This is a genomic window from Endozoicomonas sp. NE40 (assembly GCF_040549045.1).
Taxonomy (GTDB): Bacteria; Pseudomonadota; Gammaproteobacteria; order Pseudomonadales; family Endozoicomonadaceae; genus Endozoicomonas_A; species Endozoicomonas_A lisbonensis.
In genome coordinates this window covers 1,096,835-1,112,040 of sequence record NZ_JBEWTB010000002.1, presented here as the reverse complement: position 1 = coordinate 1,112,040, position 15,206 = coordinate 1,096,835, and the positions used below count along the sequence as shown (strand labels likewise).

The 15,206-nt window shown below is 47.8% G+C and carries 11 protein-coding genes and 17 tRNA genes; 24 read left to right on the top strand and 4 right to left on the bottom strand.

Annotation, left to right across the window (positions count from 1 at the left end):
* Positions 1-82 precede the first annotated feature (82 nt).
* From petA to V5J35_RS05910, 4 genes are all read left to right on the top strand, one after another.
* Positions 83-676, top strand: a complete 594-nt coding sequence (petA, locus tag V5J35_RS05925; RefSeq protein ID WP_354010362.1) for a ubiquinol-cytochrome c reductase iron-sulfur subunit — start codon at positions 83-85, stop codon at positions 674-676.
* Positions 673-1,908 (top strand): cytochrome b, encoded by a 1,236-nt coding sequence (locus V5J35_RS05920; RefSeq protein ID WP_354010361.1) that lies wholly within the window; start codon positions 673-675, stop codon positions 1,906-1,908. The genes petA and V5J35_RS05920 overlap by 4 nt, the downstream gene beginning before the upstream one ends.
* Positions 1,908-2,666 carry a cytochrome c1 gene (locus tag V5J35_RS05915; protein ID WP_354010360.1) on the top strand — a complete coding sequence of 253 codons (759 nt, stop codon included), beginning with the start codon at positions 1,908-1,910 and terminating at the stop codon, positions 2,664-2,666. Before V5J35_RS05920 ends, V5J35_RS05915 begins: the two co-directional genes overlap by 1 nt.
* A gap of 177 nt (positions 2,667-2,843) precedes the next feature.
* On the top strand, positions 2,844-3,407 hold the full coding sequence (locus tag V5J35_RS05910; RefSeq protein ID WP_354010359.1) for a DUF2058 domain-containing protein: 564 nt from the start codon (positions 2,844-2,846) through the stop codon (positions 3,405-3,407).
* Positions 3,408-3,458: 51 nt separating this feature from the next.
* On the opposite strand, the gene V5J35_RS05905 is transcribed toward V5J35_RS05910, so the two are convergent.
* Positions 3,459-3,836: a RidA family protein gene (locus tag V5J35_RS05905; protein WP_354010358.1), complete on the bottom strand. Its 378-nt coding sequence runs from the start codon at positions 3,834-3,836 to the stop codon at positions 3,459-3,461.
* A 153-nt stretch (positions 3,837-3,989) separates the two neighbouring features.
* Complete coding sequence (locus V5J35_RS05900) at positions 3,990-4,898, bottom strand: hypothetical protein (protein WP_354010357.1); 909 nt, start codon at positions 4,896-4,898, stop codon at positions 3,990-3,992.
* Between the two features lie 289 nt (positions 4,899-5,187).
* On the opposite strand from V5J35_RS05900, the gene V5J35_RS05895 reads away from it, so the two are divergent.
* The 20 genes from V5J35_RS05895 to V5J35_RS05800 all read left to right on the top strand — a co-directional run bounded on the left by V5J35_RS05895 (position 5,188) and on the right by V5J35_RS05800 (position 12,374).
* Positions 5,188-7,347, top strand: coding sequence for a hypothetical protein (locus V5J35_RS05895; protein ID WP_354010356.1), 2,160 nt, complete (start codon positions 5,188-5,190; stop codon positions 7,345-7,347).
* A gap of 148 nt (positions 7,348-7,495) precedes the next feature.
* Positions 7,496-8,989, top strand: a complete 1,494-nt coding sequence (gene gltX / locus V5J35_RS05890; RefSeq protein WP_354010355.1) for a glutamate--tRNA ligase — start codon at positions 7,496-7,498, stop codon at positions 8,987-8,989.
* Between the two features lie 293 nt (positions 8,990-9,282).
* Positions 9,283-9,358 (top strand) — tRNA-Ala (locus V5J35_RS05885).
* A 51-nt stretch (positions 9,359-9,409) separates the two neighbouring features.
* Positions 9,410-9,485: transfer RNA gene (locus V5J35_RS05880), tRNA-Glu, on the top strand.
* 78 nt (positions 9,486-9,563) lie between these two features.
* A tRNA-Gly gene (locus V5J35_RS05875) sits at positions 9,564-9,639 on the top strand.
* 43 nt (positions 9,640-9,682) lie between these two features.
* A tRNA-Glu gene (locus V5J35_RS05870) sits at positions 9,683-9,758 on the top strand.
* A gap of 32 nt (positions 9,759-9,790) precedes the next feature.
* Positions 9,791-9,869, top strand: a tRNA-Gly gene (locus V5J35_RS05865).
* Positions 9,870-9,900: 31 nt separating this feature from the next.
* Positions 9,901-9,976, top strand: a tRNA-Gly gene (locus tag V5J35_RS05860).
* A 43-nt stretch (positions 9,977-10,019) separates the two neighbouring features.
* Positions 10,020-10,095: transfer RNA gene (locus V5J35_RS05855), tRNA-Glu, on the top strand.
* Positions 10,096-10,127: 32 nt separating this feature from the next.
* Positions 10,128-10,209 (top strand) — tRNA-Gly (locus V5J35_RS05850).
* A 28-nt stretch (positions 10,210-10,237) separates the two neighbouring features.
* Positions 10,238-10,313 (top strand) — tRNA-Gly (locus V5J35_RS05845).
* Between the two features lie 43 nt (positions 10,314-10,356).
* Positions 10,357-10,432 (top strand) — tRNA-Glu (locus V5J35_RS05840).
* Positions 10,433-10,462: 30 nt separating this feature from the next.
* A tRNA-Gly gene (locus tag V5J35_RS05835) sits at positions 10,463-10,538 on the top strand.
* Between the two features lie 41 nt (positions 10,539-10,579).
* Positions 10,580-10,655: transfer RNA gene (locus tag V5J35_RS05830), tRNA-Glu, on the top strand.
* A 30-nt stretch (positions 10,656-10,685) separates the two neighbouring features.
* Positions 10,686-10,761: transfer RNA gene (locus V5J35_RS05825), tRNA-Gly, on the top strand.
* A gap of 41 nt (positions 10,762-10,802) precedes the next feature.
* Positions 10,803-10,878 (top strand) — tRNA-Glu (locus V5J35_RS05820).
* Between the two features lie 137 nt (positions 10,879-11,015).
* Positions 11,016-11,936: an SDR family NAD(P)-dependent oxidoreductase gene (locus V5J35_RS05815; RefSeq protein ID WP_354010354.1), complete on the top strand. Its 921-nt coding sequence runs from the start codon at positions 11,016-11,018 to the stop codon at positions 11,934-11,936.
* A gap of 125 nt (positions 11,937-12,061) precedes the next feature.
* A tRNA-Ala gene (locus V5J35_RS05810) sits at positions 12,062-12,137 on the top strand.
* 39 nt (positions 12,138-12,176) lie between these two features.
* Positions 12,177-12,252: transfer RNA gene (locus V5J35_RS05805), tRNA-Glu, on the top strand.
* Positions 12,253-12,298: 46 nt separating this feature from the next.
* Positions 12,299-12,374: transfer RNA gene (locus V5J35_RS05800), tRNA-Gly, on the top strand.
* A 556-nt stretch (positions 12,375-12,930) separates the two neighbouring features.
* Here the strand turns inward: V5J35_RS05800 and V5J35_RS05795 are convergent.
* Positions 12,931-14,085, bottom strand: a complete 1,155-nt coding sequence (locus tag V5J35_RS05795) for a hypothetical protein (protein WP_354010353.1) — start codon at positions 14,083-14,085, stop codon at positions 12,931-12,933.
* A 143-nt stretch (positions 14,086-14,228) separates the two neighbouring features.
* The gene (locus V5J35_RS05790; RefSeq protein ID WP_354010352.1) at positions 14,229-15,134 is read right to left on the bottom strand and encodes an ROK family protein; all 906 of its coding nucleotides are present in this window, start codon (positions 15,132-15,134) and stop codon (positions 14,229-14,231) included.
* Between the last annotated feature and the right edge of the window lie 72 nt (positions 15,135-15,206).

The window sequence follows — 15,206 nt, the reverse complement described above, 5'->3', positions numbered from 1 at the left end:
TCTCTTAACTCCCTGCTAATATCCCACCCATGAACAAAAAGAAGTCAATGGGCGAAATTGCCCGGATGGGGAGAGTAGGTTAATGAGTGACAACGGCGTAAACACTGGCCGACGCCGCTTTCTCGTGGCTGCAACTTCGGTGGTGGGGGCTGCCGGAGCTGTCGGGGTTGCGATACCTTTTATCAAATCATGGAACCCAAGCGCCAAGGCAAAAGCCGCAGGTGCTCCCGTGAAGGTAAATCTCAGCAAGCTCGAGCCGGGACAGCAGATTGTAGTAGAGTGGCGGGGCAAGCCCGTTTTTGTGGTTCGTCGAACCCCGGATATGTTGCAGGAAATCCGCGAGGTTGACTCAAAAGTCCGGGATCCGGATTCCGATAAATCAGAACAACCCGATTACGCTAAAAACGAATACCGTTCAATCAAAGACGAGTATCTTATTGTGGTTGGTCTGTGTACCCATCTTGGCTGTTCTCCCAAGTACCTGCCTGAAGTTAAGCCCATGGAGTTCGACTCCGACTGGAAAGGGGGGTATCACTGCCCCTGTCATGGCTCGAAATTTGACCTGGCTGGCCGCGTTTATAAAAGTGTACCTGCTCCTACAAACCTCGTGGTGCCGCCCTACAGCTATGAAAGCGACATGGTCATCATCATTGGCAAGGATAAGGAGAATGCATGATGAATAGTCTGCTGAACTGGGTCAATGACCGGCTTCCTGTGGTACGAGCCTGGGAAGACCATCTGGCCAAATATTATGCGCCGAAAAATTTTAATGTCTGGTATTTCTTCGGCTCACTGGCTTTACTGGTGCTGGTTAATCAGTTGCTGACCGGTATCTGGCTGACCATGAGTTATGTGCCGGACGCGGAAAAAGCCTTTGCTTCCGTTGAGTACATCATGCGTGATGTTGAATATGGCTGGCTGATTCGCTACATGCATTCAACCGGTGCCTCATTCTTCTTTATTGTGGTTTATTGTCATATGTTCCGGGGACTTCTCTATGGTTCCTACCAGACACCGAGGGAGTTGATCTGGATATTTGGTATGGCGATTTATCTGGCCCTGATGGCCGAAGCCTTTATGGGCTATATGCTGCCATGGGGACAGATGTCTTACTGGGGCGCTCAGGTCATTATCTCACTGTTTGGTGCGATTCCATGGATTGGCGCTGATTTGCAACAATGGATTCGTGGTGACTTCCTGATCTCCGGCATTACCCTGAATCGCTTTTTTGCCCTGCATGTCGTTGCCCTCCCTATCGTGATTCTGGGTCTGGTTGTGCTGCATATCCTCGCTCTGCATGAGGTGGGTTCCAATAATCCGGATGGCATCGACATCAAGAAAAACAAAGGGCCTGACGGTATTCCTCTGGACGGTATTCCTTTCCACCCTTATTACACTGTGAAAGATCTGGTGGGTGTGGCGGTTTTCCTGTTTGTCTTCTGTGGCGTGATTTTCTTTATGCCGGAGATGGGCGGCTTCTTCCTGGAGCATGCTAATTTTGAAATGGCTGATTCTCTGAAGACACCAGAACATATTGCACCTGTCTGGTATTTCGGCGCGTTCTATTCCATTCTGCGGGCCATTACTTTTGATGTCGGGCCGATTGATTCGAAATTGGGTGGCTTTATAGCAATGGGGGCAGCCATTGCCATTCTGTTTGTGCTGCCCTGGCTGGATCGCAGTCGGGTCAGGTCGATTCGTTATAAGGGAATTATCAGCAAGGTAGCTACTATCTCTTTTGCGTTAGTGTTTATTCTTCTGACCTGGCTTGGGACTCAGCCTGCGACAGAAACCTACACATTGATCGCTCAGATTTGCACCGTACTCTATTTTGCGTTCTTCCTGTTAATGCCGTTCTATACAAGGATGGAGAAAACAAAACCTGTACCTGAAAGGGTGACCGGCTGATGAAAAAAACAATACTTACACTGTTGCTGTCTTTTTATTCGGTATTGGCTTTTTCAGCAGGCGGTAGCGGTTATCCCCTGGATAAAATCGAAACTGATCCGTCGGACAAGCCATCTTTGCAGCGCGGGGCAGCGCTTTACCAGAACTATTGCAGTGGTTGCCATTCCACGGAGTTTCAGCGCTATGAACGGGTGGCTGATGACCTGGGTATACCCCATGATCTGATGATGGAAAATCTGGTATTTAATAAAGATGCCAGGATTGGTGACCTGATGACCAATGCCATGGCAAGAGAAGATGCCAAGGTCTGGTTTGGTGCGGCACCACCGGATTTGACCATGGTCACTCGTGTACGGGGGGAAGACTGGGTCTATACCTACCTGAAAACATTCTATGAAGACCCCAAGCGCCCCTGGGGTGTGAATAACAAGGTGTTCCCGGATGTTGGTATGCCCCATGCGCTACTGGAGTTGCAGGGTGTGCAGCTGGATAGCTGTAATGGTGAAGACCCTACGAAGCGTGATCCACTGACTGGTCAGGCAGTCTGTGGGCTGACGGTTGACCCTGAACGAAAAGGCTCTATGACTCCGTCAGAATACGACCAGGCGATGTACGATCTGGTTAATTTCCTGGCTTATTCGGCAGAGCCAATGAAGGCACAGCGTCAGCAGCTGGGTATTTATGTGATGCTGTTCCTGATACTGCTCTTTATCTTTACTTTCCTCCTCAAGCGGGAGTACTGGAAAGACGTACATTAGAGTGGTGTGCCATCGATGATGACAGAACGGCACCTTTTGAGTGCCGTTTTTTTTGTGCAAAGGAAACGATGTGCTCTGGCTGATTGGTAATGGCATTGCTACCATTGCAACTTTATTTTTTATGAATGGTGCAGCAGGCTGGGTAACTGTCCTGCATGGCAGAGTGTAGAGAAGTTCATGAGTAAGTCCCTTCGAGATCAGTTGATGAAAGCTGGCCTGGCGACCAAGCAGCAGGCCCTGAAAGCGAAAACGACCACCAAAAAGAAGAAGAAGCAGGCCGTTAAATCCGGTGAAATGACGGAGCAGGATAAGCGCCGTATTGAACTGGAAAAAGAACGTGCAGCTCAGGCAGAACGCGACCGGGAACTGAATCGCAAGCTTGAAGATGAGCGTCAGCAGAAAGCCATTGAAGCTCAGGTTCGGCAGTTGATTGAAACGAATGCCATGTCTCGTGACGGGGGGGAAGTTGGCTACAACTTCGTAGTCGATAAAAAGGTCAAGAAAATTTATGTTACCGACAAAATGCAGGAGCGTTTGAGTCGCGGTTTATTTGCGATTGGTATCCTGCAGGAAGCGGATGGCAGTGAAGTATTTCATGTTATTCCTGCACCTGTGGCGGCAAAGATTAATGAACGCATTCCAGAGGCAGTGGTTATTCATGATAATACGGCGGAAGAGCTGACCAGCGAGGAAGAAGACTGGTACAAAGACTTTGAGATTCCAGACGACCTGATGTGGTAATGGAAGCAGGGGGCTTTCAGCCCCCTCTGCCAATGACGTTACCGCAGACGTTTATTCGGCGGTAGCAATCACTTCAATTTCGACTTTAACATCTTTGGGCAGACGAGCCACTTCCACCAGGCTGCGAGCCGGGAATGGGAAAGTGAAGTACTGCTTGTAGACTTCATTGATATCAGTGAAGTCATTCATGTCTTTTACGAATACGGTCGCTTTGCGCACTTTGTCCATGCTGCTGCCAGCCGCCTCAAGAACCGCTTTTACATTTTTCAGGCACTGGTGCGCCTGAGCTTTGGTCTCTTCTTCCATCTCACCGGTTTCCGGGTCGATTGGCAGCTGGCCGGAAGTGATGATCAGGTTACCAAACTGGATACCCTGAGAGTATGGGCCGATGGCTGGAGGCGCATCTGGGGTTTCGATCACTTTATCCATGGTGATGTCATTACCTGAGAGTTTACGTGGGGAGGATTATGAATGGCGAGATTTTAGTGTGCTTCGGCGCTTTTGTCATCGTGCCTGCACAGGCAACTTTGTGGATTTGAGTACAAATACCTAGCTGCTGTTATGCATTTTTATCCAGTTTTCTTACAATTTCAGATCAAGACCGCACTTGCGTAAATAGTCTGTAACCTCTCTGTAGCGCTTGTTCACCACAGCATCGTTCAGTCCGCCAAACCAGTATCGCCATAGTGTATTGCCAGAGCCATCAATCGCCTGTACACCGTTGTTGCCAAAGTACAGCTTGTGACCTTGTCGTGTCGTGATCAGGTAAGAAGCGCCAACGATTTCATCGGGCATTTCCGTACAAGCCATTTCGGAGTCATGCAGGCTGGTATTTTCAGGGTTGCTTACTTCACTGCGATAGATAGCCTGCTCTTCCAGTGAGCGCTTGTTTAAACCGTTATGGATGTAAGCGACGTAGAGATCTATCTCAGGTTGTTTTGCCATTCTTCGCAGAGTAATGGTTCGGTCTTCAATGGTTTTGCGTCTTGCTGTATCGCTCTTCATTGAAGGGGGGAGTGTTTCTGTAAGAACCTTACCGGGCGGGTTGCACAGTGGTGTTGTGGGTTTGCGGGTGTGAATGATCACTGTTACCTGGGTGATCTTTGATTCATTAATCATGTTGACCAGGCTTTGCTCAAAGGCTTTCTGGAAGCTAACAGCAACAGGACGAGTGACCTTGTCGGCTCCGGATATCTGGATTTCCGACGTTTTTCTCAGAGGTGATATGGCCTGTCTTGCGATACTGGTTTTAACATCGGTGTTGAGTTCGCTATCGCTGAAGATGATGGAGGCGATGTCGGTCAGCATGGTCATTTTGAGTTCATTGACATCCTGTGCCAGAGGTTCCGGTGACTCTTTCATGGTGTAAGGTACTGGTGAGCCGCAGCCCGCGATGATGGCTGTTATCACAAATGCCGCCATCAGCAGCCATGCTCTGTGCCAGTTGCCGGATATAAAGGGATGGCTCGTCGAAAGAATGGGTGAACTCAAGGGGTGTTAACTTCTTACTGCTTGTTGGGTTCTGAAAAGATAGCCAAGAAACGCGCTTTTTGCCAAAACAGTTAAGAACGGCCTTGGTGTGGGAGATGAAGGAGGGTTGTCGCCAGTTTAATGTTGAACTTTTATTGAATTTTTTAGTCATAAAGGGCAATGAATGGATTATGGATAAACAGGAATTGTCATGGAAAGCACTCAACCGGCTGGATCGCCAGCTGTTTCTTGTTCAGCGAGATTTGAAAAAACTGCGGAAAAACAGAAGGTTCAGTATCAGGGGCGTGATATGACATTGCCTGATGCTTCTCGTTCCGATGTTTCTGGCTATATGCCTGCTGCTGAGCACTCTTCTTCAGTATCCGGAAAACCTCTGCATGAATATTATGTTTCTCAGTTAAAAAACGTTGATGCAAAAGCGTTTGGGTTTCCGGATAAATGTCCAGACTGGTTTGAACGTTATAGGAGCAGCATTCTGGTTCCGCTGGGTAAAATCTATAACCAGTTTGTTGATGGCGGGAAGCCGTTGTTCAATACGGTTAATGCTTTCGGCCGTAATTACAACGATATGATCATAGCTCTGATGAATCTTGAAAAAGCCTGTGAGACAGGTGCCTTTAGTGAAGAACAAAAAGGTATTATTGCCGGGTGGCTGGATGATGTATTTGGGACTTTTCCTGTAAACTGGAGGCACCTGCCGCTGGTGGTCAGTCCTGATGTCAAAGGCTGGAAGCTAAAGAAAGCAGACAAGGATCTCAAACCTGCTTTGGATGCAAACTATGACGACTATCTGAAAAAGATTGGCAGGATAGCGTTTGTTCCCCCCTGGATGAACAAAAAAGTGTACGGAGAAGATCTTGGTAGTATCTACTTTACCTACTACAACGTTCGGAATGATAATGTAGCTCCCACTAGAAAGGGGGAATCATTAACCGCAACCGATTTATACAAGAAAAATGATGGACTTTATAACTGGCTGGTTGCTTTTCAGGATAAAGAAGAGGCTATTAAAAGTTCAGATTTGTCTGAGTTTGAATACGAGTGCATGAAATACCGGCTTTCGACAGTTGATGAAGAAATAGCTGATATAAAAAGACTGCAACCAAAGCATAAATTTAAGTGGACTGGATTGAAGAGTTCGGATGGCCTGCCTGTAACCGCTGGAAAAAGATCGCGATCTTCAAATTCGGGTCTGGAAGACCATGGTCAGTCTTTCGAGCCTGTAAATAAACAGAAGAGAATCGAAGGTTCAGAGGTTGGGTCAGCTTCCCGGGAGTGGGCTGCTCAGTTGCCTGGAAGTAGTCAGTCTCTCCGCGAATTCAAAAGTTCGGGTATTAGCGATGCACCTGATCTTTTATGTGTGAATGGTACAACCCTTTCAACTCTGGGGTTGACTGATGAAAGTGACCTGCAAAAAGTTCGGGGGGAGGCATCATCAGGGGGTAGGAAAGTACTCAAACGTACGGGACACTATGAAGTCAGTGGAGCACAGCTAATGCTGATCATTGAGTCTGTATTGATGAATATGCTGCAACCAGAGGAGGGTGAGCCTGATAAATCTTCCAGACGCATACAGCTTAAAGAGGTATCAGAATGTCTTGATCATCTATCCATGTGCTTACATCGTCACCGGGAAAGTCGGAATGAAGTGATAGCAGGAGGTGGAGAATTTAAGGTGCTTAAGAAAGCCATTGATGAAATCGGGCATTGTCAAAAGGCTGAGGCTGAGTTGGAGCGTTTGCGGGAACTGATCAGTCATTGTGATGAAAATGATTTTTCAGGTCAGCTCAAAAGGTATCTTGAAGATGACAGAAGTCTGAAGAGTCATAGCTATATCGAAGCTGTTTTCAGTCCGGAGCTGCGTCCTGACAACTGGTTGGATCCGTCACTGCCTCCCGAACCTAAAGCGCTGAAAATTGGTCAGGAGCGACTGCTGGCTCTGTCAGACGGGTTGCGGCAGCACTTGCCAGAAGCCTCTGTTGGAGGTATTCAGATTAACCATCACCTTGCTGTCAGGCTGTTGGTCAAGGAGCTTCCCAGTTTGCTCGACAAGTGTTCTAAACAAGTGTCTGGTCGGGATAAGCCGTCTGCGGAAAAGGATCTGGATTTTATGGTTTACCTCATAGAACATCTTAATTCCTTAAATTATGAGCAGCACCTGAGGAGACAGCAGTTCCCATATGAAACTGAAATGCTGAAAGACACTAACAGCGGTGGTAAAGGTCCGGCGCTCTCTGACGATCAGCAGACCTGGAGGCATGTGCATATTTTGTTGCCTTTAAAAAAACCTCTGGAGTCTTTCATTGAAGAATTCAGGGGAGCGTCTGAAAGAAAACTTAGAGGAGAAACAGCTGTGGGGGAAGAATTTATTGAAGAAATCAAACGCGTTATCAGTCCACTGGAAGAGTATTTCGTAGAGAGTGATACAGCGCCTTCACAAGAAAGCTAAATAGATCGGAGTCTGTAAATAATTCTGTAGAAACCCTGGTTGAAAGAGCGTATCTGCCCGATATGCCTTTCTGCCCGTTTATTTATTGGGTTTGCCCCTCCTCTCTCGCTATAATGCACCGTTTTTAATTCCTCTGACTGGGATTCCGATGACAGTTCGTACCCGTGTTGCGCCGTCTCCTACCGGCGACCCTCATGTAGGCACCGCTTATATTGCCCTCTTTAACCTGGCGTTTGCCAAGAGTCAGGGCGGTCAATTCCTGCTTCGTATTGAAGACACTGATCAGGCTCGCAGTACGCCTGAGTCAGAACAACAGATTATGGACTCTTTGCGCTGGCTGGGTCTGGACTGGGATGAAGGTCCGGATATTGGCGGTGACAAAGGTCCATACCGGCAGAGTGAGCGTCGTGAAATTTACGCTGAGCATGCTCAGATTCTGCTGGATAAAGGCCATGCATTCCGTTGCTTCTGTTCTTCTGAGCGGCTGGATGCCCTGCGTGCAGAGCAGACCGCTAACAAGCAGGCACCGGGTTATGATGGCCACTGCCTGCACCTGAGCGAAGAAGAGGTTCAGGCCAGACTGGCAGCGGGTGAAGAGCATGTTCTACGCATGAAGATTCCTGCAGAAGGTACCTGTAAGGTTGAAGATATGTTGCGTGGCACTATCGAAATCGACTGGTCTCAGGTGGATATGCAGGTGCTGGTGAAAGGCGACGGTATGCCAACTTACCACCTGGCTAACGTAGTAGACGACCATCTGATGGAAATCACTCACGTTATCCGTGGCGAAGAGTGGATTAACTCTGCACCTAAACATCAACTGTTGTATAAATACTTTGGCTGGGAAATGCCGGCGCTGTGTCACATGCCGCTGCTGCGTAACCCGGACAAAAGCAAACTGTCCAAGCGCAAGAATCCTACCAGTATTACGTACTATCGTGATGCAGGTTATCTGCCTGAAGCCCTGCTGAACTACCTGGGTCGTATGGGTTGGTCCATGCCTGATGAGCGGGAAAAGTTCAGCCTGAAGGAAATGATGGAAAGCTTCGACATCAGTCGTGTATCTCTGGGCGGCCCTATTTTCGATCAGGAAAAGCTGTCCTGGTTGAATGCCAGCTGGATTCGTGAAGACCTGAGTACTGAAGAGTTTGCGGATCGTCTGCACAACTGGCTGCTGAATAAAGATTTCATTATGAAGTTCCTGCCATTTGCCCAGGGTCGTGTTGAGCGACTGAGCGACTTTGCGCCAATGGCGGCTTTCATGTTCTCCGGTATGTTGGATCTGACAGCTGAAGATTTTGCCCACAAAAAGCTGGAAGAAGCTGAAGTGAAAAAGGTTCTGCAGTTTACCCTGTGGCGTCTTGAGCAGCTGCGTCAGTGGAACAAGAGCAATATCTTTAACGAGATCAAAACACTCTCCAAGGAGATGGGTCTGAAACTGGGTGATTTTAACCATCCTATCTTTGTTGCGATTGCCGGAACACCAAACTCCTGGTCAGTTATGGACTCCATGGAAATTCTGGGCGCAGATATGACCCGTGCTCGTCTGCGTCATGCCGTTGCTGTTCTAGGTGGTGTATCCAAGAAAGAAGGCAAGCGACTGGAGAAAGCGTTTAAAGCGCTTGGTACAGAAGAGTCCTGATGTCGCTTATTGCTTCTATATAGAAGTTGGAGTGAAAAAAGAGATCGACGGTATGTCGGTCTCTTCCCCGCGTCATTCAAAATATAAGAACAAATTAGATTCCCGATTGCAGAGCGCATATGGCAAGGCTTTGTTTATAACTATTTGAAACGACCATGAGTTTTTTCATAAGTGATGCTTGACAGGATAGGGGGGCATCCATATCATTCGCCCTGCGTTTCGGGGGCAGCCACTCACAACGAGTTGCACAGCCTTCTGGATAAACGCTTTTGTTATGCAAGTTCATGACTATTGGGGCCTTAGCTCAGCTGGGAGAGCGCAACACTGGCAGTGTTGAGGTCAGCGGTTCGATCCCGCTAGGCTCCACCACTCTTTATGAAAAAGAGCATCTTTATACGGTAAGTATGAAGATGATTTTGCGTCCCGTTCGTCTAGTGGCCTAGGACACTGCCCTTTCACGGCAGTAACAGGGGTTCGAGTCCCCTACGGGATGCCACTTCCTTTAACGCAGTCAGCTAATGGTAATTACTGATTACGTTTTGACCTGAAGATGTCGTTAAATTGCTTCCACTTTGCGGGAATAGCTCAGTTGGTAGAGCACAACCTTGCCAAGGTTGGGGTCGCGAGTTCGAGTCTCGTTTCCCGCTCCAAATCAGGCTTTATGTTCTAAAACATAAAGACACAAGAGATTGTGTCCCGTTCGTCTAGTGGCCTAGGACACTGCCCTTTCACGGCAGTAACAGGGGTTCGAGTCCCCTACGGGATGCCATTTTTGACTGTAGAGTCGTTAAACACTTATGCGGGAATAGCTCAGTTGGTAGAGCACAACCTTGCCAAGGTTGGGGTCGCCTCCGGGGTAGAGAGTGAGTCTCGTTTCCCAGACTTCGAAGAAGTCTCAAAACATCTTCAATGCGGGAATAGCTCAGTTGGTAGAGCACAACCTTGCCAAGGTTGGGGTCGCGAGTTCGAGTCTCGTTTCCCGCTCCAAATCAGGCTTTATGTTTTAAAACATAAAGACGCAAGAGATTGTGTCCCGTTCGTCTAGTGGCCTAGGACACTGCCCTTTCACGGCAGTAACAGGGGTTCGAGTCCCCTACGGGATGCCATTTTCAAGACTGAAGAGTCTCAAAATACTTATGTGGGAATAGCTCAGTTGGTAGAGCACAACCTTGCCAAGGTTGGGGTCGCCTCTGGGTAGAGAGTGAGTCTCGTTTCCCAGACTTCGAAGAGGTCTTAAAAATCTTCAACGCGGGAATAGCTCAGTTGGTAGAGCACAACCTTGCCAAGGTTGGGGTCGCGAGTTCGAGTCTCGTTTCCCGCTCCAAATCAGGCTTTATGTTTTAAAACATAAAGAAGCAAGAGATTGTGTCCCGTTCGTCTAGTGGCCTAGGACACTGCCCTTTCACGGCAGTAACAGGGGTTCGAGTCCCCTACGGGATGCCATTTTTGACTGTAGAGTCGTTAAATACTTATGCGGGAATAGCTCAGTTGGTAGAGCACAACCTTGCCAAGGTTGGGGTCGCGAGTTCGAGTCTCGTTTCCCGCTCCAGATTAGGCTTTATGTTCTAAAACATAAAGGCACAGAATTGTGTCCCGTTCGTCTAGTGGCCTAGGACACTGCCCTTTCACGGCAGTAACAGGGGTTCGAGTCCCCTACGGGATGCCATTTTTGACTGTAGAGTCGTTAAATACTTATGCGGGAATAGCTCAGTTGGTAGAGCACAACCTTGCCAAGGTTGGGGTCGCGAGTTCGAGTCTCGTTTCCCGCTCCAGATTAGGCTTTATGTTCTAAAACATAAAGACACAGAGTTGTGTCCCGTTCGTCTAGTGGCCTAGGACACTGCCCTTTCACGGCAGTAACAGGGGTTCGAGTCCCCTACGGGATGCCATTTTTCTCTACAGAAAGCCCGACGCTTAAATGCGTTGGGCTTTTTGCGTTTCAGAAATGTTAATTTTCCTTTATCTCAGCCAGCTTCTTTAATCACTGCTATTTTCTTTATCAAAAATTACAAATGAGAACCAAAGAATGAAGATGCGTTTTTGGCTGCTTGGGTTGTTATTGCTGGGAAGCTTGCTGCAGGCTAATGATGCGGCAAAGGTTGTCATTGTAACCGGAGCTTCTTCTGGTATTGGCAAAAGCTTGGTGGAAGAGCTGGCAGCTGATAAAGCCTATAAGGTTTATGGCACTACGCGGCAGACTGGTCTGGTTGGTGACTATAACGGTTATTCATTGATTAAAATGGATCCGGCTGATACGCGTTCAGTGGATGCTGCAATAAAAATGATTGGAGACCGGGAGTCGGGAATTGATGTTCTGGTTAATAATGCAGGCTATATGGTTGTTGGCTCTGTGGAGAGTGTTGAGCCGGACCAGCTTTTGGATATGTTAAATGTGAATGTGGTCGGCTATGCAAGGGCGACTCGTGCTGTCCTGCCTTATATGCGCAAACGTCAATCCGGACTGGTTGTGAATATCAGCAGTTCACAGGCTTTTGAGCCAAGAGGGTTGATGGAGTCTTATTCGGCAACCAGGTCTGCTATTGAAACTATGTCGCTTGGGCAGTCTTCTTATCTTGAGGACTATGGGGTCAAAGTCGTGGTTTTTGAGCCTGGGGCTACTAATACCAATATTGGAAAAAGTGCTGTTATTGGGTCAGCGAAAGTGCAGGGGGATGGTGCTGGAGCGCAGACGGGTAATCTGAAACGCATGATGGTGGATCGCCTTGCGCAAGGTGCCAGTCCGGAAGATGTGGCAAAGAGGATTATCAGCGTTATCGGTGATGAGATGCCTGACTTTCGTACGCCTGTGGATTCGAAGGTTCTTGAGCGCGCAAGATTTGTTTATCGAAGCCCTGATGGTAACGGGTTAAGGGATAAGCTACGCGGAAACTATCTGAATTTTCTGAAAGCCTGGGGGGCAAAACCAGATAACTTAAAAAGCAACTAGCGGTTGACAGTGATAACGCAAATCCCTATTATTTTGCCTCGTTCGCTGCCAACGATGTTGTCAAAAGAGATCAACAAATACTTGATTTCAAATGAAAAAACGGCATAATGCAGCAAACAAGGTTTGGGGCCTTAGCTCAGCTGGGAGAGCGCAACACTGGCAGTGTTGAGGTCAGCGGTTCGATCCCGCTAGGCTCCACCAAATTTCAGCAGTTAGAGTTTTACTCTGGTTGTAGAATGTGTCCCGTTCGTCTAGTGGCCTAGGACACTGCCCTTTCACGGCAGTAACAGGGGTTCGAGTCCCCTACGGGATGCCACTATTCTTTTCTAAAGGATAGGACTGTAGAGTCGTTAAATACTTGTGCGGGAATAGCTCAGTTGGTAGAGCACAACCTTGCCAAGGTTGGGGTCGCGAGTTCGAGTCTCGTTTCCCGCTCCAATATACAAAAAACCAGTCCAGTGTGACTGGTTTTTTTATGGCTGAAATTTATGGGGCAGCCTCTGGCAGGGTTGGGGTCGTCTCTTTATAGCAAGGGCGAGTCTCGCTTCCCGCTCCAATATACAAAAACCAGTCCAGTGTGACTGGTTTTTTTATGGCTGAAATTTATGGGGGCAGCCACTGGCAGGGTTGGGGTCGTCTCTTTATAGCAAGGGCGAGTCTCGTTTCCCGCTCCAATATACAAAAAACCAGTCCAGTGTGACTGGTTTTTTTATGGCTGAAATTTATGGGGCAGCCTCTGGCAGGGTTGGGGTCGTCTCTTTATAGCAAGGGCGAGTCTCGTTTCCCGCTCCAATATACAAAAAAACCAGTCCAGTGTGGCTGGTTTTTTTATGCCTGAAATTTATGGGGCAGCTTCTGGCAGGGTTGGGGTCGTCTCTTTATAGCAAGGGCGAGTCTCGCTTCCCGCTCCAATATACAAAAAACCAGTCCAGTGTGACTGGTTTTTTTATGCCTGAAATTTATGGGGCAAACTCTGATAAGGCTGGATATTTCATCAGTAATACCGGATGTCATGGTAGCTTCTTACCAGAGGGACTGTTAATTCAGGCCCTCTGACTGGTGGCTGAGAAGAGATCCCCGTGGGGGCTTTTAAGTGGTTGTTGTAATCTCTGTATCGACTACTGGGAACATTCAGCAGATAAAGCACTCCATTCTGGGCAAGCTCATAAAGATAACTGGTGATAGATTTACCTTCTGGCATCCCATTTATTGCTTCATAGCCGTTGTATACAATGAGTGAGTACAGGGCTAAGTCTTCAAGGCTGTCTCTGGCGATGGTAGGCATGCTTTTTAAGGCATCCAGAAAATCTTCATGTTCTTCGTAAAGTTCAAGGGAGGCGCTGCCCAGTTGGATGGTGGTTTCTCTTTCTGAAAACTCGTGAGTGTGTTGTATGTTGGAGAAATGTACAAAGTGCTTGACGATTTCATACACATTCCATGCATTGAGTAAAACAAGCTTTGAGCTATCAAGAATATTGATCCATAGTCGCTGGACAGGGTTTTTCTGATGGCGAACACCGAGGCTGTTTATTGTTTTTACTTGACTGGCAACGGTCATAAGACTGCTGGAATAGCGATTCCATATTTTGAATGGTTTTTTCCATATATGGCAGTAAAGCTCAAAGGCGTTCCCAAGAGGGTAATAAGCATAGTCAATAATAAGCCTTTTGCTGGTGATCAGGATGTTTAGGAGGGTTTGGCTGGGGACTTCGGCAGCTTTTTCTGACAAGTGTCTTTCAAGTACAAAATGCCCTGGTGCATGATAATGGCGTTTTGCTGGGGTGGAATTAGGTATATTGGCTTGCACTATGCCGTTGCAACTGCTGAGCAGCGTACCATTACTATGATCGGCAGGGGTAAATGAGCAATCGTATTCAATGCCGTGGCTGGTGACGGTTGATTGTTCAACGATAGTTTCTGTTGGTGTTTCCGTCGTGGTGATGCATCGCATACCTGGGGGCAGATAATCCTGGTTTGTCTGGATGATTGACTGCATTGATGTATGGCAGTCGATATGTTTTTTGCTGACTTTTTGGAAATTGATGGCTGAATTATGACCATCATGAGCAAAGGCGAAGCCGGAAGTGGCTGCATTTAACACGAGAATTAATGTTGTAATTCGCCGCAGACACTTCGGAAAGAGCGCCATAATGCTTTATCCCTTTGATATCTTATGTGTAATCAGAGGTAAGCGTAGTTAGTATTTGTTGATTGTAAAAAAGAATTATTTTTGTTCAGATTGTTTCGCGCAAATGGGTAGCAGTTATTCCTGCTACCGCATGGTTATAACGGTTAATGATTTAACATGGCGGCCCCACGAGCGCCGCCAGCGTCACCAAACCGGGCTTTTCGCACTTCGGGTAGTTTGCCAATCTTAAGCGTGTATTGTTTCATCAGTGGTGGGATCAGGTCATAAAGTTCATCAAAATTAGACAGTCCTCCGCCCACAACAAAGACGCCCGGATCAAGGATATTGGTCAGGCTTCCGAGCCCACAGGCAAGAAGTTCTGAGTAAAGGTTGACGGCCTTTTCGGCGTCGCTATCCTGGTGGCGATAGAGTTGCACAATCTCTTTGCCTTCAGCATGTCTGCCTGAAAAGTGCTTATAAATGATTTCCAGTCCCCGGCCTGACAGATAATTGTCCAGACAGCCCCGCAGGCCACAGCCGCAATCGATAACGGGGAAGTCAGGGCCTCCCAGTTCCAGTGCCTGAAAGGGTAGAGGGGTATGGCCCCATTCGCCAGCCAGATTGTTGCGACCGGCATAAATCCGTTTTTGTACATAAATTCCGCCGCCGCAGCCTGTGCCAAGAATAACTCCGAACACGGTGTCAAAACCTTCACCGGCACCGCCAATAGCTTCTGAGATAGTAAAGCAGTTGGCGTCGTTTTCTATTTTAATGGGTCGGTTCAGTATGTATTCCAGGTCGGACTGAAGGTTTTTACCATTGGCGCATGGGATGTTGGCAATCACTGCTTTTGCGGAATCCGGTTCAATAAAGCCCGGAATACCAATGCCGACACAGCCCCTTACGTTGAGTTGCTCATCGGTTTCCTGAATCAGGGTCTGTATGCTTTGTCTGAAAGAGTCGTAGTTGTCGACAGGTGTTGGGATGCGTTTGCTGAACGTTCTTTCGTAGCGGTCGTTGTAGGCAGTCAGCTCCATCTTGGTGCCGCCGATATCCAGTCCATACAGCATATCTGACATTCTCCGGTTTATTTTGAAATTTATAGAGGTCGGGATGATGACAGACGTTATAACACTTTTGCA